The organism is Pseudoxanthomonas sp. 22568, from assembly GCF_052044485.1.
GTDB lineage: Bacteria > Pseudomonadota > Gammaproteobacteria > Xanthomonadales > Xanthomonadaceae > Pseudoxanthomonas_A > Pseudoxanthomonas_A beigongshangi.
This window is the reverse complement of sequence record NZ_JBQENC010000001.1, coordinates 151379-170247: the sequence shown is the minus strand read 5'-3', so window position 1 is coordinate 170247 and position 18869 is coordinate 151379. Positions and strand designations below refer to the sequence as shown.

22 protein-coding genes, 3 tRNA genes and 1 other RNA gene are annotated in these 18869 nt (G+C 68.0%); 11 read left to right on the top strand and 15 right to left on the bottom strand.

Annotated features, from left to right (window positions below; genetic code table 11):
- Positions 1 to 65: 65 nt before the first annotated feature.
- From ACTJI2_RS00910 to ffs, 4 genes are all read left to right on the top strand, one after another.
- Positions 66 to 158: transfer RNA gene (locus tag ACTJI2_RS00910), tRNA-Ser, on the top strand.
- A gap of 263 nt (positions 159 to 421) precedes the next feature.
- The gene (locus ACTJI2_RS00905; RefSeq protein WP_318287394.1) at positions 422 to 601 is read left to right on the top strand and encodes a hypothetical protein; all 180 of its coding nucleotides are present in this window, start codon (positions 422 to 424) and stop codon (positions 599 to 601) included.
- A gap of 196 nt (positions 602 to 797) precedes the next feature.
- Positions 798 to 1166 carry a hypothetical protein gene (locus ACTJI2_RS00900; RefSeq protein ID WP_440840768.1) on the top strand — a complete coding sequence of 123 codons (369 nt, stop codon included), beginning with the start codon at positions 798 to 800 and terminating at the stop codon, positions 1164 to 1166.
- A 176-nt stretch (positions 1167 to 1342) separates the two neighbouring features.
- Positions 1343 to 1439: signal recognition particle sRNA small type (gene ffs, locus ACTJI2_RS00895), an RNA gene on the top strand.
- A gap of 90 nt (positions 1440 to 1529) precedes the next feature.
- Here the strand turns inward: ffs and ACTJI2_RS00890 are convergent.
- From ACTJI2_RS00890 to ACTJI2_RS00860, 7 genes are all read right to left on the bottom strand, one after another.
- Complete coding sequence (locus tag ACTJI2_RS00890) at positions 1530 to 2543, bottom strand: YncE family protein (RefSeq protein ID WP_440840767.1); 1014 nt, start codon at positions 2541 to 2543, stop codon at positions 1530 to 1532.
- Positions 2544 to 2550: 7 nt separating this feature from the next.
- Positions 2551 to 2979, bottom strand: a complete 429-nt coding sequence (locus tag ACTJI2_RS00885; RefSeq protein ID WP_192198819.1) for a molybdenum cofactor biosynthesis protein MoaE — start codon at positions 2977 to 2979, stop codon at positions 2551 to 2553.
- A gap of 3 nt (positions 2980 to 2982) precedes the next feature.
- Positions 2983 to 3228 carry a MoaD/ThiS family protein gene (locus tag ACTJI2_RS00880; protein WP_440840766.1) on the bottom strand — a complete coding sequence of 82 codons (246 nt, stop codon included), beginning with the start codon at positions 3226 to 3228 and terminating at the stop codon, positions 2983 to 2985.
- Positions 3225 to 3716: a cyclic pyranopterin monophosphate synthase MoaC gene (gene moaC, locus ACTJI2_RS00875; protein ID WP_440840765.1), complete on the bottom strand. Its 492-nt coding sequence runs from the start codon at positions 3714 to 3716 to the stop codon at positions 3225 to 3227. Before moaC ends, ACTJI2_RS00880 begins: the two co-directional genes overlap by 4 nt.
- A gap of 62 nt (positions 3717 to 3778) precedes the next feature.
- Positions 3779 to 4795 (bottom strand): GTP 3',8-cyclase MoaA, encoded by a 1017-nt coding sequence (moaA, locus tag ACTJI2_RS00870; protein ID WP_440840764.1) that lies wholly within the window; start codon positions 4793 to 4795, stop codon positions 3779 to 3781.
- A complete protein-coding gene (locus tag ACTJI2_RS00865) occupies positions 4792 to 5547 on the bottom strand; it encodes an MBL fold metallo-hydrolase (RefSeq protein ID WP_440840763.1) in 756 nt (251 codons plus the stop codon). The genes moaA and ACTJI2_RS00865 overlap by 4 nt, the downstream gene beginning before the upstream one ends.
- A gap of 1 nt (position 5548) precedes the next feature.
- A complete protein-coding gene (locus ACTJI2_RS00860) occupies positions 5549 to 6292 on the bottom strand; it encodes a 3-deoxy-D-manno-octulosonic acid kinase (RefSeq protein WP_440840762.1) in 744 nt (247 codons plus the stop codon).
- A gap of 28 nt (positions 6293 to 6320) precedes the next feature.
- On the opposite strand from ACTJI2_RS00860, the gene ACTJI2_RS00855 reads away from it, so the two are divergent.
- The 3 genes from ACTJI2_RS00855 to ACTJI2_RS00845 are packed head-to-tail and all read left to right on the top strand — an operon-like array spanning position 6321 to position 9035.
- The gene (locus ACTJI2_RS00855) at positions 6321 to 7367 is read left to right on the top strand and encodes a glycosyltransferase family 9 protein (protein ID WP_440840955.1); all 1047 of its coding nucleotides are present in this window, start codon (positions 6321 to 6323) and stop codon (positions 7365 to 7367) included.
- On the top strand, positions 7364 to 7936 hold the full coding sequence (locus tag ACTJI2_RS00850; RefSeq protein ID WP_440840761.1) for a hypothetical protein: 573 nt from the start codon (positions 7364 to 7366) through the stop codon (positions 7934 to 7936). Before ACTJI2_RS00855 ends, ACTJI2_RS00850 begins: the two co-directional genes overlap by 4 nt.
- A gap of 34 nt (positions 7937 to 7970) precedes the next feature.
- On the top strand, positions 7971 to 9035 hold the full coding sequence (locus tag ACTJI2_RS00845; protein WP_440840760.1) for an NAD(P)H-dependent flavin oxidoreductase: 1065 nt from the start codon (positions 7971 to 7973) through the stop codon (positions 9033 to 9035).
- Between the two features lie 15 nt (positions 9036 to 9050).
- Here the strand turns inward: ACTJI2_RS00845 and ACTJI2_RS00840 are convergent, their stop codons facing one another.
- Entirely contained in the window at positions 9051 to 9458 is a 408-nt protein-coding gene (locus tag ACTJI2_RS00840; RefSeq protein ID WP_440840759.1) for a DUF6165 family protein, read from the bottom strand.
- A 102-nt stretch (positions 9459 to 9560) separates the two neighbouring features.
- Between ACTJI2_RS00840 and ACTJI2_RS00835 the strand changes: the two genes are divergently transcribed.
- Positions 9561 to 10250 (top strand): SDR family NAD(P)-dependent oxidoreductase, encoded by a 690-nt coding sequence (locus tag ACTJI2_RS00835; protein ID WP_440840758.1) that lies wholly within the window; start codon positions 9561 to 9563, stop codon positions 10248 to 10250.
- A 363-nt stretch (positions 10251 to 10613) separates the two neighbouring features.
- Here the strand turns inward: ACTJI2_RS00835 and ACTJI2_RS00830 are convergent.
- Positions 10614 to 10704: transfer RNA gene (locus tag ACTJI2_RS00830), tRNA-Ser, on the bottom strand.
- A gap of 214 nt (positions 10705 to 10918) precedes the next feature.
- On the opposite strand from ACTJI2_RS00830, the gene ACTJI2_RS00825 reads away from it, so the two are divergent.
- On the top strand, positions 10919 to 11623 hold the full coding sequence (locus tag ACTJI2_RS00825; RefSeq protein ID WP_141456270.1) for a PP2C family protein-serine/threonine phosphatase: 705 nt from the start codon (positions 10919 to 10921) through the stop codon (positions 11621 to 11623).
- 98 nt (positions 11624 to 11721) lie between these two features.
- On the opposite strand, the gene dnaQ is transcribed toward ACTJI2_RS00825, so the two are convergent.
- Genes dnaQ through ACTJI2_RS00805 form a run of 4 tightly spaced genes read right to left on the bottom strand, consistent with a single transcriptional unit; the run spans position 11722 to position 14148 of the window.
- Complete coding sequence (gene dnaQ / locus ACTJI2_RS00820) at positions 11722 to 12462, bottom strand: DNA polymerase III subunit epsilon (RefSeq protein ID WP_183637700.1); 741 nt, start codon at positions 12460 to 12462, stop codon at positions 11722 to 11724.
- 13 nt (positions 12463 to 12475) lie between these two features.
- Positions 12476 to 13009, bottom strand: a complete 534-nt coding sequence (locus ACTJI2_RS00815; RefSeq protein WP_440840757.1) for a GNAT family N-acetyltransferase — start codon at positions 13007 to 13009, stop codon at positions 12476 to 12478.
- A gap of 5 nt (positions 13010 to 13014) precedes the next feature.
- Positions 13015 to 13467 (bottom strand): ribonuclease HI, encoded by a 453-nt coding sequence (gene rnhA, locus ACTJI2_RS00810; RefSeq protein WP_183637704.1) that lies wholly within the window; start codon positions 13465 to 13467, stop codon positions 13015 to 13017.
- Between the two features lie 21 nt (positions 13468 to 13488).
- Positions 13489 to 14148: a hypothetical protein gene (locus tag ACTJI2_RS00805; RefSeq protein ID WP_440840756.1), complete on the bottom strand. Its 660-nt coding sequence runs from the start codon at positions 14146 to 14148 to the stop codon at positions 13489 to 13491.
- 54 nt (positions 14149 to 14202) lie between these two features.
- Between ACTJI2_RS00805 and gloB the strand changes: the two genes are divergently transcribed.
- Positions 14203 to 14979 (top strand): hydroxyacylglutathione hydrolase, encoded by a 777-nt coding sequence (gloB, locus tag ACTJI2_RS00800; RefSeq protein ID WP_440840755.1) that lies wholly within the window; start codon positions 14203 to 14205, stop codon positions 14977 to 14979.
- Positions 14976 to 16205 carry a transglycosylase SLT domain-containing protein gene (locus ACTJI2_RS00795; protein ID WP_440840754.1) on the top strand — a complete coding sequence of 410 codons (1230 nt, stop codon included), beginning with the start codon at positions 14976 to 14978 and terminating at the stop codon, positions 16203 to 16205. Before gloB ends, ACTJI2_RS00795 begins: the two co-directional genes overlap by 4 nt.
- Positions 16206 to 16337: 132 nt before the next feature.
- Here the strand turns inward: ACTJI2_RS00795 and ACTJI2_RS00790 are convergent, their stop codons facing one another.
- The gene (locus ACTJI2_RS00790) at positions 16338 to 18314 is read right to left on the bottom strand and encodes a peptidyl-prolyl cis-trans isomerase (RefSeq protein WP_203323341.1); all 1977 of its coding nucleotides are present in this window, start codon (positions 18312 to 18314) and stop codon (positions 16338 to 16340) included.
- Positions 18315 to 18470: 156 nt separating this feature from the next.
- A tRNA-Asp gene (locus tag ACTJI2_RS00785) sits at positions 18471 to 18547 on the bottom strand.
- Positions 18548 to 18869 lie beyond the last annotated feature (322 nt).

Below are 18869 nucleotides of genomic sequence, written 5' to 3'. Positions count from 1 at the left end.
GCCCTGCCCGGGGAAATTCCGTAGAATGCCCGACTCCCCGCGGACCGGCCGGTCCCTGGGGACCCGGAGAGGTGTCCGAGTGGTTGAAGGAGCACGCCTGGAAAGTGTGTAAGCGTCTAAACCGCGCTTCGGGGGTTCGAATCCCCCTCTCTCCGCCAGATTTCAGAAACCCCTGAGCAATCAGGGGTTTTTTATTGGGCGCATGGAAGAAAGGAAATCCGGTGCGTCTGGTTTGTGCCATCGCGTTGAACGTTCTGATGTCTCGGAACAATCCTATTCCCCACTCATCTTTCAAAGGACTAGGTTCCGCCCATGGGTGTTCTATTGCGGCCGTTCAGGGCATTCAACCGAGTCACTCCTGCCACGCCTGCCAGATACCCATCCTCCGGCACGGGGGTCGTGCCGTTACGGGAGAAATGTCATGAGAGTATTGTCAGCGGAAGAGGTTGCCGTGGTCGGTGGTGGCCTGCGGCAGGTGTTTTGGGGCTTCATCTCCAATCTGATCTACGACGCAGCCAGAGGCATCGCCGACATGGACCATGATGCTTCGTCGTTCCAATCCGGCGAAGCCACGCTGGTGTCCAATACCTACGGCGCCTGATGACGTTCTGGAAAGTAAACAGCACCCGGCCAAGCCGGGTGCTGTTTCGTCCTGTCCCGTGGCGGTCGACAGCATGATGGGTTGGCATCGGCGTATTGCATGCACGGATTGCGCTTCTCTCAGCGCTCGCCAGTTATTGACGCTTCCTCCCCTGCTCGCCTTGCTCACCCTCACATTGGCGGCAGGAGCAGCGTTGGTGTTGCAGTATCTGGGCATTTCTCCAGTCGACACGTCATTGGCAAACAACAAACTCGCCGGTTGGGATTGGCCGGGAATCGTGCTGTTCTCGCCATTGCTGGAAACCCTGCTGCTCGGTGGTGCGTTCAAACTGATGGCATCTCGCCTCGACCGACGGCTTGCCGCCCTGTTGGCGGCCCTGCTGCTTGCGGGCATGCACGAATGGTACGCGGGCGGCTGGGGATGGGTGGTCCTGGCGCCGCTCTGCGTGTTTACCGCCCCTTTTGCGCTGATCCGGCGTTTCCGCGATGCCGCGTTGCTGGGAGGGTTGACCCATGCCTTCCACAACTTCTATGCCTGCATCCTGATTTCCTGGATTCCCGCCTAACGGGAATCCTTGCCTACGCGAGTGGCGCATGGGACAATGCGCGACTTGCTGGTCCTCCCGCTCTTTTGGCGCAACCTTCTGAATTGGTTGTGGTTTTGAGTCGAGCGAGCCGCTTTTGCGCAGCTCGATAGGATGGATTCGGCACGCCGCCGAAAGGCGCGCTGTCTATGGTGACCCCGTCGGTCCCTCGCGACGCTAGGTTGAAAACCCCGCCAGGGCCGGAAGGCAGCAACGGTATCGACTGATGCGGGCGCCGAGGTCAACCGGCGGGGTCATCGCCTTTTCCGACCCTGTAGCGCCGAGCTTGTCTCGACGGCGGAAGGTCACCGGCATTCGGACCGTTCAAGCGGAGCGAGCTCCGCTCTACGGGAACAGGACCACCGCGCCGGGTTCGCGGCCGGTGACCCAGTAATCGATGACCTGCCATTTCTGGGTGTCCACCACGGCGATGCGATCACCGCCACTGAGCGCGATGTAGGCGCGCGGTTTCACCGGATCGACGGTGATGCCGATCGGCAGTGCACCTCGGCCCAGGGCGGTGTCGCGAATGTCCATGCCTTCGCGCGTCAGCGGCACGCGGGTCAGCGCGAGCTTGGTGCGGGCGTCGAAGACCTGGAGTTCGGCGTTGCGGGCGTTGACCACGCAGGCATGGCGCCCATCGGAGGTGAACGCCACGCGCAACGGAAAGCCGCGACTGGACATGCGTCGCCGCACCGCCAGCGTGTTGGGATCGTGCACGGTCACGGTGCCCTCGTCGCGATTGGCGACCCACAGTTCCAGGCCATCCGGGCGCAGGGCGATGCCTTCGGCGCCCTTGCCCGCCGGTCGCTCCAGCAGGAGCTTGCCCGCCACCAGATCGACGCGGCTGACCGTGCCGCGTCCCAGCTTGCTGACGTAGGCATGGCGACGATCCGCGCTGACGGCCAGCATGTGGCCGATGCCGTCGCCGATATCGATGGCGCGGGTCACCTTGCCTTCGTCCACGTCCACCAGCAGCAGGCTGGCGCTGCCCTCGGCAGTGACCACCACGCGCCCGGCGTCCAGGAAACGGATGCCGTGCGGCGCGCCGTGGGTACCCAGATCGATGGTGCGGGTTGGGCGGCCCGCGTGCAGGTCCAGCACCGACAGCGTGCTGCCGGATACTTCGCTGCCGTAGTTGCTGACCACCGCGGTGCGGCCGTCCGGCGAGATCGCGATTTCATGCGGGGAATCGCCGGTGCGGTATTCCCCGCGCTTGCGACCGTCCTGCGCGGACAGTCGCCAGACGCTGTCGGCGGACTGGTTGCTGACCAGCAGATCCGCGCACCATCCGGACAACGGCGCGCACAGCGCCAACCACAACAGCAAACGTCCCTGTTCCCTGTTCCGCGTAAGCATCCTTTCCTCAATCCGTTGTTGGTGTCGGGTGCAACCAGCCGGCATCGCCGGCCACATAGCGTTCGTGCTTCCAGATCGGCACGCGCGATTTCACTTCGTCGATGATCCAGCGGCAGGCGGCGAAGGCCGCGTCGCGATGGCCGGCATTCACTCCGACCCAGACCGCGAGGTCGCCGATGGCCAGTTCGCCGATCCGGTGCACGCAGCGCGCGTCGTGGATGGCGAACCGTTCGCAGGCTTCGGCCAGGATCCGCTCGCCTTCCTTCTCCGCCAGTTCCACATAGGCTTCATAACGCAAACCGTTCACGGCGCGGCCATCGTTGTGGTTGCGCACCCAGCCTTCGAAGGCGGCGAACGCGCCAGCGCGCTCGTCCAGCAACGCCGAGCGCAGCGGCGCCGGATCGAATGGAATGTCGCTCAGGGCAAAACGCGGCATGGCTCAGCCTCCGCTCACCGGCGGAATGAACGCGACCTCGCTACCTTCGCGCGGTGCGTCCTCCCAACGGGCGAAATCCCCGTCCACCGCCACGCGCAGGTGGGCGACGGGCAGACGAAAGCCGTGGCGCGCCTGCAACTCGGCGTAGACGCCGCGCAGATCCGGCGCGCCGGTGATCAGGGTTTCCTCGGCCACGCCGGCGGCATCGCGCAGGCTGGCGAAGTAACGCACGATCAGCCGCCGGTTCATGCCAGCGTCCCCACGTCGCGCTTGCCGCCGCGCTTGCCGAGCAGGCGCGCCGGTCCCAGCACGATGGCGTGCGACAGCGCCTTGCACATGTCGTACACGGTCAGCGCGGCCACGGTGGCGCCGGTCAACGCCTCCATCTCCACGCCGGTGCGATGGATGGTGCGCACCGTGCAGCGGATGTCCAGGCTGCGCTCGTCATGCCAGTCGATGGCGATGCGGCAGCCGTCGATGGGCAGCGGATGACAGAACGGAATCAGTTCGTGCGTGCGCTTGACCGCCATGGTGCCGGCGATGATGGCGGTATCGACGATGCCGCCCTTGGCGCTGCGCAGGCCATTGGCGCGTAGTTGCTGCGCGACGGCGGCCGGGAACTTCACCCGGCATTCCGCGCTCGCCTCGCGCGCGGTCGCCGGCTTGGCGGACACGTCCACCATCGCCGGGCGTCCGGCGGCGTCGAGGTGCGTCAGCGCGGGGGTCGGTTTCTTCATGGGTCGACATGCGGTCCAGGCCGCACATGGTAGCGTCCGGCGCGGGCGGCGCACATCCGGGATCAGCCGCCGATCAGGTACATCTCGACCGGCCGGCCATGGCGGGCGCCGGTCTGGCCGCGCTGCTCGCTGTAGCGGTCCTCGCGCGAGCGCCACAGCGAGGCCACGTGCGTCGTCAGCTCGTGCTCGCCCCGTGCCAGTGCCGGGCGCAGGTCGGCGCCGTCGCTGGCGAACAGGCAGGTATACAGGTGGCCATCGGCCGACACCCGCGCCCGGTGGCAGTCACCGCAGAACGGCGCGCTGACCGAGCTGACGAAACCGATTTCGCCCTGGCCATCGTCGAAGGCGTGTCGCTCGGCCACCTCGCCCCGGTAGTTGGCCTGCACCGGATGCAGCGGCCAGCGCGCGGCGATGCGATCGCGCAGTTCCGCCGACGGCACCATCTGGTCGCGCCGCCAGCCGTTGCGGGTGCCCACGTCCATGTACTCGATGAAGCGCACCACGTGGCCGCTGCCGCGGAAGTGTTCCAGCAGCGGCAGCACCTGCCGCTCGTTGAGGCCGCGCTGGACCACGCAGTTGATCTTGAGCCGCTCGAAACCCGCGGCCACCGCCGCGTCGATGCCGGCCAGCACGTCCTGCACGCGGCCGCGGCCGCCGGACATGGCCGCGAACACGTCCGGATCCAGCGCATCCAGGCTGACGGTCAGGCGACGCAGGCCGGCCTGCTTCAATGCCGCCGCCTGCGCGCGCAGCAGCGTGCCGTTGGTGGTCAGCGCCACGTCGTCCAGGCCCGGCAGGCGGGTCAGGCGGGCGACCAGATCCGGCAGGCCCTTGCGCAGCAGCGGCTCGCCGCCGGTGAGGCGCAGCTTGGTGACGCCCAGCGAAATGAAGGCACGCACCAGCGTTTCGATCTGGTCGAAGGACAACCGCGAGGCGGCGTCCAGCCCATAGTCGTCCGGCACCCGATCGGCCGGCATGCAATAGCCGCAGCGGAAGTTGCACGCTTCGATCACCGACAGGCGCAGGTCGCGCAACGGCCGGCCCAGGCGGTCTTCGGGCGGTGGCGGGATCGCGTTCACGGTGTTTCCATCCCGTCGCGCGGCGGCTTCAACGACAGCGCCTGCCCGGGTTCGGCGACCTGATGGCCACGCGCGCGCATCGCCGCGCCGTCGGCGGCGCTGGCGTAGTGGTACAGCACGCAGCGCGCCAGCAACGCCGGCGGGTACTCGCGTTCCAGATCCTCGATCCCGCTGTGCGAGGGATTGCCGTGCAGCGCGCAGTCGTGCGCGATCACTTCATCGGCATCGGCGAAGCGCGCCAGCATCTCCGGAATCGGCCGGGTGTCGCCGGTCCACACCAGGCTGCCGGGCAGGCGCAGGCCGAACGCGGTCTCCGGCCAGTGGTGGCGCACCGGAAATGCCTCCAGCCGCACCCCCTCGTGCCAGAACGCGCCGCCGACCGGAATCAGCTGGAACGCGTCCCAGAAATTGGCGCCGCCCTCGGCCAGCACGTTGGGATACTCGCCCACCCGCTGGTGCAGCAGTGGCACCACCGGCGCGGGCACGTACAGGCGTACGCGGCCCCGGCGCGAAGGCTCGAAATAGTGACCGACGAACAGGCGCTCGAAGCCGGCCACATGATCCAGGTGCACATGGGTCACGAACAGCGCCTGCGGCCATTCGCCGTAGTGTTCGAGGAACGCGGTCAGGCCTTCGCCGCCGCAGTCGACGGTCAGCCAGGGGCGGCCGTCGCGCTCGATCGTGGCCATCGCCGACCCCAGCGCCACCGCCGTCGCACTGCCCACGCCATGGAAGCGCAGCCGCCAGTCCATCTCAGAAACCCCGTGACCAGGCCTGATCATAGGCCCGGCGCAGGCGGGCGAAGTCCTGGCGCACGTCCTCGCCGGACCGCGATCCGCGCAGCTTCAGCAACGAGCGCAGCAGGCGCGCCAGGTTCTGTTCGCGCCAGCCGGTGGCCGGAATGCGCAGGCGGCCGCGATCGAAGTCGATCAGCCAGCCCTTGCCCTGCTCGTCGAACAGGATGTTGTGGGCGTTGAGGTCGGCATGCTGGAGCCCGGCCCGGTGGAAGCGGGCAATCAGCCGGCCGGCCTCTTCCCAGGGTGCGCGCAGTTCCTGCGCGAGGGCGGCCAGCGAGGTCACCCCGGCCAGCCGCTCCATCAGCAGGGCGGCGCGGTAGAACATGCCTTCGTGGACGTATTGGGCCGCGACCGGCTGCGGCACCGGCAGGCCGCGCGCCAGCAGCGCGCGCATCAGCCGGAACTCGGCGAAACTGCGGGTCTTGTCCGGGCCTCGCCACAGGTAGCGGTCCCGGCTGGCGCGCGCGGCCAGGCCGCCGCGCAGGTAGCGCCGCAGCACGCACTGGCTGGACGGCGCTTCGATGAACCAGGCCCCGCCGCGCCCGCCATCGCCGACCGGTTGGGCGCGATCGCCCCACTTCTCCGGCACGAACCAGTCCGGATTGGCTTGCCGCAGGTGCTGGCGGTCGAACAGAATCGCACCGTATCCGCGGCCTTCGCGGAACGGCGTCAGGGATTCCGTGGCGTCGAAACTGACCATCCAGCGAGTCTAACAACTCTTGTCCGCCATCCCCCAATCGATCTGCCTGCTGCGCCTGTCGGCGCTCGGCGACGTGACCCACGTGGTGCCGCTGGTGCGCACCCTGCAGCGGCACTGGCCGCGGACCCGCCTGCACTGGGTCATCGACAAGGCCGGGCACAAGCTGCTGGACGGCCTGGAGGGCGTGACCTTCCACACCTACGACAAGCGCAGCGGCCTGGCCGGCATGCGCGCCCTGCGCCGGGAGCTGCCGGCCGGCGGCTTCGACGTGTTGCTGCAGATGCAGGTGGCCCTGCGCGCCAACGTGCTGTCGGCCTTCATCCCGGCCCGGCGTCGCATCGGCTACGACCACGCGCGCTCGAAGGACCTGCATGGCCTCTTCATCAACGAACGCATCCCGGATCGGCCCGGCATCCATGTGCTGGACGCGATCGGCAGCTTCTGCGAACCGCTGGGCCTGAAACAGGACCAGGTGATCTGGGACCTGCCCTATCCGCAGGAAGCACGCGACTGGGCCGCCGCGCAGTGGCCGCGGGACGGCGCCCCGGTGCTGATGATTTCCCCGTGCTCCAGCCACGTGCGCCGCAACTGGCACGCGGACCGCTACGCCGCGCTCGCCGATCACGCCGCCGGCCATGGCTGGCGCGTGGTCCTGTGCGGTGGCCGCAGCGATCTGGAGCGCAGCACCACCGACACGATTCTCGCCGCGATGCGCGCGCCGGCCCTGGACCTGGTCGGCAAGGACACGCTGAAGCAGTTGCCCGCGCTGCTGGAGCGCGCCGACCTGCTGGTCACGCCGGACTCCGGCCCGATGCATATCGCCAACGCGGTCGGTACCAAGGTGCTGGGCCTGCACGCGGCCAGCAATCCGCGCCGCAGCGGCCCCTATTCGGATATCCGCTACTGCGTGGACCGCTATGACGCCGCCGCGCGCAAATACCTGGGCAAACCTGCCGACGCGTTGAGGTGGGGCACCAAGATCGAGTTCGACGAGGTGATGGATCTGGTCACCGTCGAAGATGCGATCGCGGCGTTCGAGCGGTATCGGGCCGATACGTTGGTGGACAAGCCTTGACCGGGCCGTCCCTCCCGCTCGACCAGGACATCGAGTGGCGGGTGGGACGCAACCTGCTGGTGTTCCAGCGGATCGAACTGAACCTGAAGTTTTATTTGGCCCAAAGCCAAGTTTCGGGAGCCTTGGACGATCTGCCGGTGGAAGCCCGTTTACAAGTCGAGGTCGCCATGAAGCAGACGCTGGGGCAAGCTACGCGCCAGCTTGTCCAGCGAGAAGTGGAAGGGGACAGCAATGCATCCCTGCCGGAGAACAATTTCCGTTTCAGTGCGCGCTACACCTATTCCGACACCGAGGCAAGGCAACAGGCCCACGAAGCGTTCGACCGCATCGTGAAGATGCGCAACGAGCTTATCCATGAATTCCTCGTCAAGTTTCCCCTTGCCCAGCGCGATGAGGACACGGAGGTGACTGCCTACCTGGACGCCCAGTACAAGAGCGCCTGCGCCGTGCTTTCGGATACCCGGGCTCGGCTGCAAGAATTTTATGAACTCCGCAAATCGTTCGCGGAGTACCTCGCCTCTCCCACACTCGCACGGATAATCGCCGCAGATGGCGCGTCCGGCGAGTAAGCTGTTTGAACGCCTGCTGCCAGTTCATCCGCCCATGTCGCTCGCCACCTTGCTTGGAACCGAACTACCGCTGTTGCAGGCGCCGATGGCCGGCGTGCAGGGCAGCCGGCTGGCCGTCGCGGTGAGCCAGGCCGGCGGTCTCGGCGCCCTGCCCTGCGCGATGCTGTCAGCGGACGCCGTCCGCGCGGAAGTCGCGGCCATCCGCGCGCAGACCGAAGCGCCATTCAATCTCAATTTCTTCTGCCATGCGCCGCCGCAACCGGATCCGGCGCGTGAAGCCGCCTGGCGGCTCAGACTCACCGCCGACTACGCCCGCTTCGGCCTGGATCCGGATGCCTTTCCGGCCGGCGCGGGACGGCGGCCTTTCGATGCCGATCTGCTGGCGCTGGTGCGCGAACTGCACCCGCCCGTGATCAGCTTCCATTTCGGCCTGCCGGATGAGGCGCTGCTCGCGCCGCTGCGCGAATGGGGCTGCAAGTTGCTGGCCTCGGCCACCACGGTGGAGGAAGCGCGCTGGCTGGAGGCGCGCGGCGTCGATGCAATCATCGCGCAGGGACTGGAAGCCGGCGGGCACCGCGGCCTGTTCCTCACCGACGACCTCACCACCCAGTCCGGCACCTTCACCCTCTTGCCGCAGGTGGCCGCGGCGGTACGCTGTCCGGTGATTGCCGCCGGCGGCATCGCCGACGCGGCCGGCGTGGCGGCGGCGATGGCGCTAGGGGCGGCCGGCGTGCAGATCGGCACCGCGTTCCTGTTGTGTCCCGAGGCCGATACCGGTCCGCTGCACCGCGCGGCCCTGCAAAGCCCGGCGGCAGCGCACACCGCGCTGACCAACGTGTTCACCGGACGTCCCGCGCGCGGCATCGTCAACCACGCGATGCGCACGCTGGGGCCGATGGCGACTGACGCGCCCGCGTTTCCGCTCGCAAGCGCGGCCACGGCGCCCTTGCGGCAAGCGGCCGAGGCGCGTGGCAGCGGCGACTATTCGCCGCTGTGGGCCGGCCAGAACGTGTCCGGCGCGCAGGCGATACCCGCGGCGCAAATGGTGTGGGATCTGGCACGGGGATTCGGCACGCAGGAACCGACCTGCCTGGTGTAGTCCCGCGTGCGGTGATTACGGCACCGCGCCGGTCTTGTAGTCCTGGTAGGACTTCTCTTCCACGTAGCTGGAGCCCAGCGCCAGGTTGATGTCCTTCTTGATGCGCGCGCGTTCGTCGTTCTCGAAGTAGACGCTGCGCGCCAGCCGGACGAATTCTTCATCGAACGCCTGCACCTTCTCCTTGACGCGGATGTCGTCCTCGATCACCCACAGGCGCTCGTTGACCGCCTTGAGCTGGGCGCGCAGTTCACTGATGTTGTTGACCGCCGCCGGATGCGCCATCCAGGTCTTTTCCAGTGCGCTCAGTTCGTTGCGCACGTTGGCCAGCTTGGCCGGGTCGCTCATCCGCTCGGACTTGATCTGCAGGATGGCGATCTTGTCGAGCAGTTCGCCGAAGGAAACAGGGACGAGGATTTCGGACATGGCGCGGCACCGCGAAAACGGGACGGCCAGTGTACCGGATGGCGGATACGCGCCCGCTCGCACGGCGCTAACATGGTCGCTTTCCGCATCGGGATGTCCTCCATGAATTCATCGGCCCAACGGGTTGTCGTCACCGGCGCTTTCGGCGCGCTTGGCCGGGTGGTGGTGCAATCGCTGGTCGCTTCGGGCGCGACGGTGGCGGCGCTGGATCACGCGCCCGCTCCCGCCGAAACCACCGCCGGCGTGCATGCCTTCGGCGGCATCGACCTGGCCGATGCCGAGGCGGCAAAAACCGCGCTGGAGCAGGCCAGGCAGGCGCTCGGCGGCATCGACGCGCTGGTGAACATCGCCGGCGGCTTCCGCTGGGAAACCCTGGCCGAGGGCAGCCTGGACACCTGGGACCGGCTCTACCGGCTGAACCTGCGCACGGCCGTGGCCGCCAGCCAGGCCGCGCTGCCGTTCCTGCTCGCCGCCGGCGGCGGCCGCATCATCAACATCGGCGCGGCCGGCGCGGTCAAGGCCGGTACCGGGATGGGCGCCTACGCGGCCTCCAAGGCCGGCGTGGCGCGCCTCACCGAGGCGATGGCGGAGGAATTCAAGGATCGCGGCATCACCGTCAACGCGCTGCTGCCCAGCATCATCAACACCCCTGCCAACCGCGCCGACATGCCGGACGCCGACACCTCGCGCTGGGTGACCCCGGAACAACTGGCGGGCGTGGTCCGGTTCCTGCTGTCCGAACCGGCCGCCGCGATCACCGGCGCGCTGATTCCGGTGACTGGTCGGGTCTGAGAAGTTCCCGAAACGCAAGAGCCCCCTTGCGGGGGCCTTGTAACGTGCGGAGAGGGGGATTCACTCGGCACTGCGTGCCTCGCCCTGCGGGCGGCTTCGCCGTGCGGAACGGCTGCGCCGTTCTGTCGAACCCGTCGGGGCTCTCTCCAGATCCCCTCACTCCGCCAGATACGCAAAAGCCCCCTTGCGGGGGCCTTGTAACGTGCGGAGAGGGGGATTCACTCGGCACTGCGTGCCTCGCCCTGCGGGCGGCTTCGCCGTGCAGAACGGCTGCGCCGTTCTGTCGAACCTGTCGGGGTTCTCTCCAGATCCCCTCACTCCGCCAGATACGCAAAAGCCCCCTTGCGGGGGCCCTTGCGTATCTGGCGGAGAGGGGGGGATTCGAACCCCCGATACGCTATTAACGTATGCCTGATTTCGAGTCAGGTACATTCAACCACTCTGCCACCTCTCCGGTGGTCCCCGGCGCGCGGCCGGGGGCGTGAATGATACGGGTCGGACCCTCCGCCGACAAGCCGAAGCTGAAGATTCCGGCCGGATTCGTCGTTTCCCACTGAACGAAAACTCTCCCGGGCTCGCTTTTGCTTGCCCGCTGTCCGTTTCGCCCGGATCATTCCGTATCAACCAGCAGGGAACTTCCCTCCCCCGCTCCCACCATCAGGACATCAATGATCGAATTCGGGCACATCACCCACGTAGGCCTCAGAAGGGAGCTGAACGAGGACACCTACTACGGCGACAGCGAGCTGGGACTGTGGCTGGTGGCCGATGGCATGGGGGGGCACGCCTGCGGCGAGGTGGCCAGCGCGCTGGCGCGCGAGACCATCGTGCGCGAGATCCGCGATGGCACGCCGCTGCACCAGGCCATCCGCATCGCCGACGAGGAAATCATCCGCACCTCCCGGCGCCGCAACGACACCCTGCCGATGGGCACCACGGTGGTCGCCGCGCGGGTCCAGGGCAACCGTTTCGAGGTGGCGTGGGTCGGCGACAGCCGCGCCTACCTGTGGCGCGACGGCCAGTTGGCCCAATTGAGCCAGGACCACAGCTACGTGCAGGAACTGATCGCACAGGGTTCGCTGACCAGCGAACAGGCACGCTCGCATCCGCACCGCAACGTGGTGACCCAGGCGCTGGGCGTGACCGACCCGACCCACCTCAACGTGGAAACCCTCACCGGCGAACTGCGTCCGGGCATGCAGTTGCTCCTGTGCAGCGACGGGCTGACCGAGGAAGTGGACGATCGCAGCATCGCGGACACCCTGAGGCTGTCCGACTGCAGCGCGCAGGAATGCGTGGATTGCCTGATCGCCGCGGCCCTCGATGGCGGCGGTTCGGACAACGTCACCGCCATCCTGGTGCGCTGCCACTGACGTAGAGCGGAGCTTGCTCCGCTTGCCGCCGGATCTCCGCCCCGGTTCGCCGAGCAAGCTCGGCGCTACGAGGTATGTTGCCTGCTCCGCCCTGAGATTCAGGCGATGGCGGTTTCGGCCATGGCCGGGGTGTCGAGTTCGTCCCACAACGCCTTGCCGGCTTTCTTGCGCAGTTTTTCCAGGCGCGCCTCGTGCGCGGCCTGTTCCGCCTCGCCGATCTGCACGCGCGGGCGCGGGCCGGCGGCCAGGCCGCTGAAATCGGCCGCCACCACCGCCGCGCCGGAACTCGGTTCGTCCAGGCCGGCAAAGCCGATTTCCCGCTGGCCGGCGGTCAGCGCGAGGTAGACATCGCAGAGCAGCTGGGCGTCGAGCAGCGCGCCGTGCAACTGGCGATGGGTGTTGTCCACGCCCAGCCGCTTGCACAGCGCGTCCAGCGAATTGCGCTGTCCCGGGAAGCGTTGGCGCGCCAGCAGCAGCGAGTCCTCCACGGTCACCCGATCCTGCAGGCGCCCGTAGTGCTCGCCCAGCAACGACAGTTCGTAGTCGAGGAAGCCCACGTCGAACGCGGCGTTGTGGATGATCAGTTCCGCGCCGTCGATGAAGGCGAGGAACTCGTCGGCGATCTGCGCGAACAGCGGCTTGTCCGACAGGAAATCCAGGCTCAGGCCGGTGACCTCCGCCGCGCCCTGCTCGAACTCGCGCTGCGGATGGATGTACTGGTGGTAGGTGCGGCCGGTGGGCCGGCGTTCGAGCAGTTCGACGCAACCGATTTCCACGATGCGGTTGCCCTTCTTCCATTCCAGGCCGGTGGTTTCGGTGTCGAGGATGATCTGTCGCATGCGTCTGTCTTGCCTATTGCTTGTCTGATTGCCAGGCGAACAACTTCAGTTCGATGTCGTCCGCCACCAGCCGGACCATTTCACGGTACCCGAAATCCAGGCCCCGCAGGGTCCGGATCGAGGCCGCATTGTCCGGGTCCACCACCGCCAGCACAGTGGCGATGCCCTGTTCGCGCGCCGCAGCGAGCACTGCCCGCGCGGCCTCGGCCACGTAACCATGGCCACGAAAACGCGGCAGCAGGGCGTAACCGAGATCGGGATGCGCCAGCGGCGGCCGCTTGATCAACCCGCACATGCCCACCGCCGCGCCGTCCTCGCGCCGTTCCACCCGATACAGGCCGAAACCGTTGAGCCGGTAGCTCGCCACCGGTCCGTCGCGCAGGTAGTCGACTGCCTGCGCCAGCGAATGCACGCCGCGGTCGCCGATGTAGCGGAGGAAATCCGGGTCGTTGAGCAGTTCCAGCACGAAGGCGGTATCGCCGGGTGCATGCTCGGACAGCTCGAACAGGCGCAGGCGCTCGGTTTCGAGCACGGGTGAAAGATTCATGCCGCTTACTTTACCGCGCCGCCGTCTCGGAACCTGAGCGCCTGCATGCGCGCCAGCTGATCGACGCGTTCGTTGTCCGGGTCCCCGTTGTGGCCCTTCACCCAGTGCCATTCGATGCGATGGCGCCGGGTCGCCTCGTGCAGGCGCTCCCACAGATCACGATTCTTGACCGGGTCGCCGGCGGCGGTCTTCCAGTTGCGCCGCACCCAGTTGGGCATCCATTCGGTGATGCCCTGGCGCACGTACTGGGAATCGATGTACAGCGCGACCGCGCATCCCTCGGTGAGGGTCTCCAGCGCCACGATCGCCGCCATCAGCTCCATCCGGTTGTTGGTGGTCTGGGCTTCGCCCCCGGAAAGTTCGCGCTCCTTCTTCTGGTAGCGCAACAGGGCGGCCCAGCCCCCGGGCCCGGGATTGCCCAGGCAGGAGCCGTCGGTATGGATGGAAATCTGCTTCATTGCTTCCTGTGCGTTGTGGGTTCAGGCGTGCGCCGCGCCGGTGTTCCAGCGACGCCGGGCCGGCGCGGGCGGAATCAGGGCGGCGACGCGTTTTTCGGCTTCCAGCACGCAGACCGCGCGGAACCGGTTGAAGGAAAGGTGCGGCGCCATCGCGGTGCCGCGCAGCAGCGGCCCCTGGTAGCCGGCTCCGGCGGCGAGCGGGTGCAGGCCGGCCTGGCGAAGCGCGCTCTGCCAGCTGGCGGCATCGCGGACCCGCAGGGCGGCACCGCGCCAGCGCCACCGGTACGGGCTGAGGGGGTTGAGCGTGTACAGGCGCAGGCGTCCGCCGGGGGCGAGCACGCGCGCGCACTCGCCCAGCAGATCCGTCGCCGAACCGGCCTCCGGCACGTGCTGGACGACGATGCTGCCGAAGGCCTCGCTGGGCAGCGGCAAGGGCAGTTCGCAGCGCAGATCGCCGCTGAAGCCCTCCGGATGCCGCCACAGCCACAACTGCCGGCTGAAGCCGTGGAGCACGACCGGCGGGCGCGCCGGGGCCGGGGAGAGCCACAGCGCCGGCTGGGCTGGCCGCAGCGTCAGCCATTGGCCGGCGGCGACGGTCTCGGCTGCCAGCAGGGCCTGCCCGCGCCCGGCATCGAACCATGCCAGGGCATCGGGTTGACGGCTGAACTCGAAGGCAGGCATGTTCGGGATTGTAGTGGACGACCCTTCCAGCGTCCCTCCCCAAAACCATCGCCCATGCGCCTGACCGCCCTGCCCGCCTTCGACGACAACTACATCTGGGCGCTGGCCGACGACGACGGCGATGCGCTGATCGTGGACCCCGGGGACGCCGCGCCGGTCCTGGCCGCCGCCGACCAGGGCCTGTGGCCCGCGGCGGTCCTGCTGACCCATCACCACAACGACCATATCGGCGGCGTGGCGGCGCTGCGCGCCCGCTGGCCGACCCTGCCGGTCTACGCGCCGGAGGACGAGCGGATTCCGTTCGACTGTGTGCGGGTGGGCGATGGCGCCCGCGTGGCGCTGAAGAACTGGCGCCTGGAGGTGCTGGCCGTGCCCGGCCATACCCGCAGCCACATCGCCTATCTGGGCGGAGGCCAGGACCAGGATCACCTGTTCTGCGGCGACACCTTGTTCAGCCTGGGCTGTGGGCGCATGTTCGAAGGTACGCCGTCCCAGATGCTGGGGTCGCTGGACCGCCTGGCCGCCCTGCCCGGCTCGACCGCGGTCTGCTGCGGCCACGAGTACACCCTGGCCAACGCCGCATTCGCCCGCGCGGTGGATCTCGCCAACGAGGCCCTGCGTCGCAGAACCGAGGAAGTCCACGCCATGCGCCAAGCCGGCCGTCCGACCCTGCCGTCGACCCTGGCCCAGGAAACCGCGACCAACCCGTTCCTGCGGGTGGACAGCGAGGCCGTGCGCGCGGCCGTGGCGCACCGGCTGGGGCGCGCGCCCATCGACCGGGTCGAGACCTTCGCCGAACTGCGGCGCTGGAAGGACCAGTTCCGCGCATGAACCGGCGCGGCCCGCTTCCTGGCCTGCGAGCCGGCCTGCTCGCGCTGGCCTGCAGCGCCGGCCTGGGCCTGGCACTGCCGCCGGCACAGGCGAGCCAGCCTTCGGCCCCCCCCATCGAACTGGTCACGGTGCCTCCCAGCCAGCAGGAAAGCGGGCTGGAGATCTACCAGCGGTTCCGCGACGGCCTGGCCGAACCGCAATGCGATGCCGCCGCCACCGGCCCGCGCTGGAAGAAGCACTTCGCCCACGCGCCGAGCCAACTGGTCAAATCGGACGACGTGCTACCGCTGTTCGGTTATGTCGTGGACGCGCTGCGCGAGGCGCACCTGCCCACCGAGTTCGCACTCATCCCCTTCGTGGAAAGCGGCTACAAGCCCGGCGCGCGCAACGCCAGCGGTCCCGCGGGCCTGTGGCAGTTCATCGGCATCACCGCACGGAACCATGGTGTGCCGGTGCGCGAAAGCTACGACGGCCGGCTCTCGCCGGTGGATTCCACCCAGGCCGCGGTGCGTTACCTCAAGACCCTCCATGGCATGTTCGGCGGCGATTGGCGGCTGGCGGTGATGGCCTACAACGCCGGCGAGTACCGGGTGCTGCAGTCGATGCGCCGCGCCGGCATGAATGCGCAGAACGCCCGCCCGGCCGAGCTGCCCGGGTTGTCCAGCATCACCTACGCCTACGTCGAAAAGCTGCATGCGTTGGCCTGCATCTTCGAACAGGCCGACGATCGCGGCGAATGGCTGAAACGGCTGGACCGTCCAGTGCCTCGCCTGTCAGCGCACGCCTTGCCCCGCGATGCCGCCAGTCTGGAGCGCTGGGCGGAGGCCAACGGTCACGACAGCGCCCTGCTCAAGCGCCTGAATCCGGCCTTGGGCAAGGGTGTCCCGCGCCTGGACAAGCCGGTCAGGATTCTCGCTCCCGATTCCCGGGGCATCGTGGCGGCATCCTCGACCCGGCTTGCCGACGCGCCGGTCGAAGCGGAGTCCGGACCGGATCCGTCCGCCGCCGGCATCGGCGCCGCCGCAAGCGCTTCGCCGCCGTCGCGGGACACCAGCGTCGCCAGCGCATCCCGGCGCTCGCACACCGTTCGTGCCGGCGAATCCGCCTGGACCATCGCGCGGCGGTACGGCCTCAGGCCGCAGCAGTTGCTATCGCGCAATGGGCTGAAGTCCGACGCCATCCTGCGCCCGGGCATGGTGCTGGCGCTGGACGAAAGCCAGCCCTGACGACAGGACGGCTCTCGGTCCTTCCGGATCGAGGTCATGCCGGCTCCGCGCCGATGCCGTGTGGCGCAAAAGACCCGATAAAAAAGCCCGGCGTTTGCCGGGCTTTTTCGTTCACCGCGTCGGTCGAACGCCTTACAGGCGATCTTCCATCACGGTGACCTTGTACTGCTTGCGCATGGTGTCGATGAAACCCTGGGTGGCGACGCCGCCGCCCAGTTGGATCAGCTGCTGCTTCATGCCATCGCGCTGCTCGGCCGGCACCTGCGCGGCATCGCCGTCGGTGACCTTGGTGACCGCGAACACGGCGAACGCGCCACCGCCCAGCGCGACCTTGCCGGTCGACGCCTTGCCCGCGGCCGGACGCGGCACCGCGAAGATCGCCTCGTTGCCTTCCGCGGTCGGCACCGGCATGCCGCGCGGCATGCCCGGCATTTCGTTGAACTGGAGCTTGTCGGCGGTGGCAATCGCCTGCAGCGTCTCGCCCTTGGCGATGCGCGCCAGCACCGCGTCGGCGGTGGCGGCGGTGGCCTTCTCCTGGCGATCGGCGCGGATCGCGGCGATCACCGCGTCACGGACCTGGGCCAGCGGCTGCGGCTGCTCCGGCGTGTGGCCGACCACGCGGATCACCACGCTGTGGCTGGGCGCGATCTCGATCGGATCGCTGACCGTGCCATCCTGCACCAGCGCCTCGGAGAACGCGCTGCGCAGCACCGCCGGGTTGGCGGCGATGCCGCTGGCGTTGGCGCGCGAGAACGGCCCGATCTTCTGCACCGGCAGGCCAACGGCCTTCGCGGCCGGCTCCAGCGCGGTGGGGTTCTTCAGCACTTCGTTGACGAGTTTGCCGGCCAGTTCGTTGTAGGCCCGCTCGGCGTCGGCGGTGGCCTGCTCGCGGGCGAGTTCGTCGCGGACCTCCTCGAAGCTCTTGCCCTGGCCCGGCTTGATCTCGTTTAGCTTCAGCACGTGATAGCCGAAGTCGCTCTTGACCGGGCCACGGATCTCGCCGGCCTGCATGGCGAACGCGGCGTCCTCGAACGGCTTGACCATCGATCCGTCGCGCGCGAACGCCGGCAGCAGGCCACCGGTGTCCTTGGAACCCGGATCTTCCGAATTGGCCTTGGCCAGCGCGGCGAAGTCGGCGCCCTGCCTGGCCTGCGCGGCCAGCGCGGCGGCCTTGTCCTCGGCCTTCTTCAAGGTGGCGGCGTCGGCACCGGCCGGCGCGCCGATCAGGATGTGCGATACCACGCGCTGTTCCGGCGCCACGAAGCGGTTCTTCTCGGTTTCATAGCGCTTGCGCAGGGTCGCCTCGTCCGGCGCCACGGCACCCGGCAGGGTCGCGCCGTTGACCTCGACATACTCCAGCGAGACCGTTTCCGGCTGGCGGTACTCGGCCTTGTGGCCGTCATACCACTTCTGGATATCGGCGTCGGACACCGGCGCGGTATCCGGTGCGGCCGGCGGCACCAGCGCCAGGCCCACGTCGCGGGTCTGCGCCAGCAGCTTGAACAACCGCTCCAGTTCGCCCTTGGTGACGAAATCGGAGGTGCCGATGCCTTCGGGCATCACCATCATCTTCAGGCGCTCGCGTTCCTGCTCCTGGAACTTCAGCGGCGACAGCGCCGGCACCTGCGAAGCCAGCACCAGCTGGTAGCGTTCGGCATTGAATTTGCCGTCGACCTGGAAGGCCGGTTCGGCGGCGATGGCCTGGTTGACGGCGGCATCGCCGATCACCACGCCCGCACGTTCGGAAGCCAACGCCAGCACGCGCTGGTTGATCAGCTGCTCGAGGATCTTGAGCTTGTTTTCCTTGCTCTCGAACTCGCGCGCATCGAAATTCTCACCCAGCATCTGGCGCTGCTGCTGGCGCGCGGCCTCGAAGGTCGTACGGAATTCGTCGACCGTGATTTCCTTGCGCTGCCAGAGCCTGGACACCGGCCACCAGTTCGGCGCGGACTTCCACCAGGTGGGTGGCGCCTCGACGGTCGCGACATCATTGGCCGTGCCGCCGGTCATGTATTCGTTCACGCCGACAAAGGCGAACGGAATGATCAGCAGGCCCAGGATGAGGGTGGCGATCCACCCGGATGTCTTATCGCGGAGTTTTTGCAGCATCGATGCGTGGCTCGATTTCAGTAGCCGCGCAGTTTACCGCGCTTCGCGGTGGTTCGCCGCAACCCGGCCGCACCGCCCGGGCCCGTTCATCCACGGACGCCGGCAGCGGTCCCCGGAAAAGCAGAAAGCCCGCTTTCGCGGGCTTTCCGGGATAACTGGCGGAGTGGACGGGACTCGAACCCGCGACCTCCGGCGTGACAGGCCAGCATTCTAACCGACTGAACTACCACTCCGCGCTGAGTTGACCATTGTACGGGGCTTCCGGAAATTGTGCCAGACCGGTCGAACAGATTTTTCAGGTTCGGCCCTCTGTCGGCACCGTACCCAGGGAACCGCACCTCTCCCTGCCCGCGGTAGCCAGAAGTCTACGAGAGCCCCATCGCTTGCTACCGCCGCGCCTCCGGCGGCCTGGCCGGAATGACCAAGCAACGGCGGTCGCGGGGCCCCCGGCGCGCGTTCGGCGTCATCCCTGCCGCATCCTTTCCAGTGAAAGGTCGGCCAGACCTGTTTCGTCCGGAGCGGGTTGTTCCCTGTCCCGCCGGGACTCGTCCACCG

Bases quoted from the DNA above. Each gene is read 5' to 3' on its own strand.
- gloB (WP_440840755.1), top strand. From the start codon at position 14,203: ATGCGCCTGACCGCCCTGCCCGCCTTCGACGACAACTACATCTGGGCG.
- ACTJI2_RS00840 (WP_440840759.1), bottom strand. From the start codon at position 9,458: ATGTCCGAAATCCTCGTCCCTGTTTCCTTCGGCGAACTGCTCGACAAG.
- ACTJI2_RS00860 (WP_440840762.1), bottom strand. From the start codon at position 6,292: ATGGTCAGTTTCGACGCCACGGAATCCCTGACGCCGTTCCGCGAAGGC.
- rnhA (WP_183637704.1), bottom strand. From the start codon at position 13,467: ATGAAGCAGATTTCCATCCATACCGACGGCTCCTGCCTGGGCAATCCC.
- ACTJI2_RS00795 (WP_440840754.1), top strand. From the start codon at position 14,976: ATGAACCGGCGCGGCCCGCTTCCTGGCCTGCGAGCCGGCCTGCTCGCG.
- moaC (WP_440840765.1), bottom strand. From the start codon at position 3,716: ATGAAGAAACCGACCCCCGCGCTGACGCACCTCGACGCCGCCGGACGC.
- ACTJI2_RS00890 (WP_440840767.1), bottom strand. From the start codon at position 2,543: ATGCTTACGCGGAACAGGGAACAGGGACGTTTGCTGTTGTGGTTGGCG.
- ACTJI2_RS00880 (WP_440840766.1), bottom strand. From the start codon at position 3,228: ATGAACCGGCGGCTGATCGTGCGTTACTTCGCCAGCCTGCGCGATGCC.
- ACTJI2_RS00835 (WP_440840758.1), top strand. From the start codon at position 9,561: ATGAATTCATCGGCCCAACGGGTTGTCGTCACCGGCGCTTTCGGCGCG.
- dnaQ (WP_183637700.1), bottom strand. From the start codon at position 12,462: ATGCGACAGATCATCCTCGACACCGAAACCACCGGCCTGGAATGGAAG.
- ACTJI2_RS00825 (WP_141456270.1), top strand. From the start codon at position 10,919: ATGATCGAATTCGGGCACATCACCCACGTAGGCCTCAGAAGGGAGCTG.
- ACTJI2_RS00865 (WP_440840763.1), bottom strand. From the start codon at position 5,547: ATGGACTGGCGGCTGCGCTTCCATGGCGTGGGCAGTGCGACGGCGGTG.
- ACTJI2_RS00885 (WP_192198819.1), bottom strand. From the start codon at position 2,979: ATGCCGCGTTTTGCCCTGAGCGACATTCCATTCGATCCGGCGCCGCTG.
- ACTJI2_RS00790 (WP_203323341.1), bottom strand. From the start codon at position 18,314: ATGCTGCAAAAACTCCGCGATAAGACATCCGGGTGGATCGCCACCCTC.
- ACTJI2_RS00845 (WP_440840760.1), top strand. From the start codon at position 7,971: ATGTCGCTCGCCACCTTGCTTGGAACCGAACTACCGCTGTTGCAGGCG.
- ACTJI2_RS00905 (WP_318287394.1), top strand. From the start codon at position 422: ATGAGAGTATTGTCAGCGGAAGAGGTTGCCGTGGTCGGTGGTGGCCTG.
- ACTJI2_RS00815 (WP_440840757.1), bottom strand. From the start codon at position 13,009: ATGAATCTTTCACCCGTGCTCGAAACCGAGCGCCTGCGCCTGTTCGAG.
- ACTJI2_RS00805 (WP_440840756.1), bottom strand. From the start codon at position 14,148: ATGCCTGCCTTCGAGTTCAGCCGTCAACCCGATGCCCTGGCATGGTTC.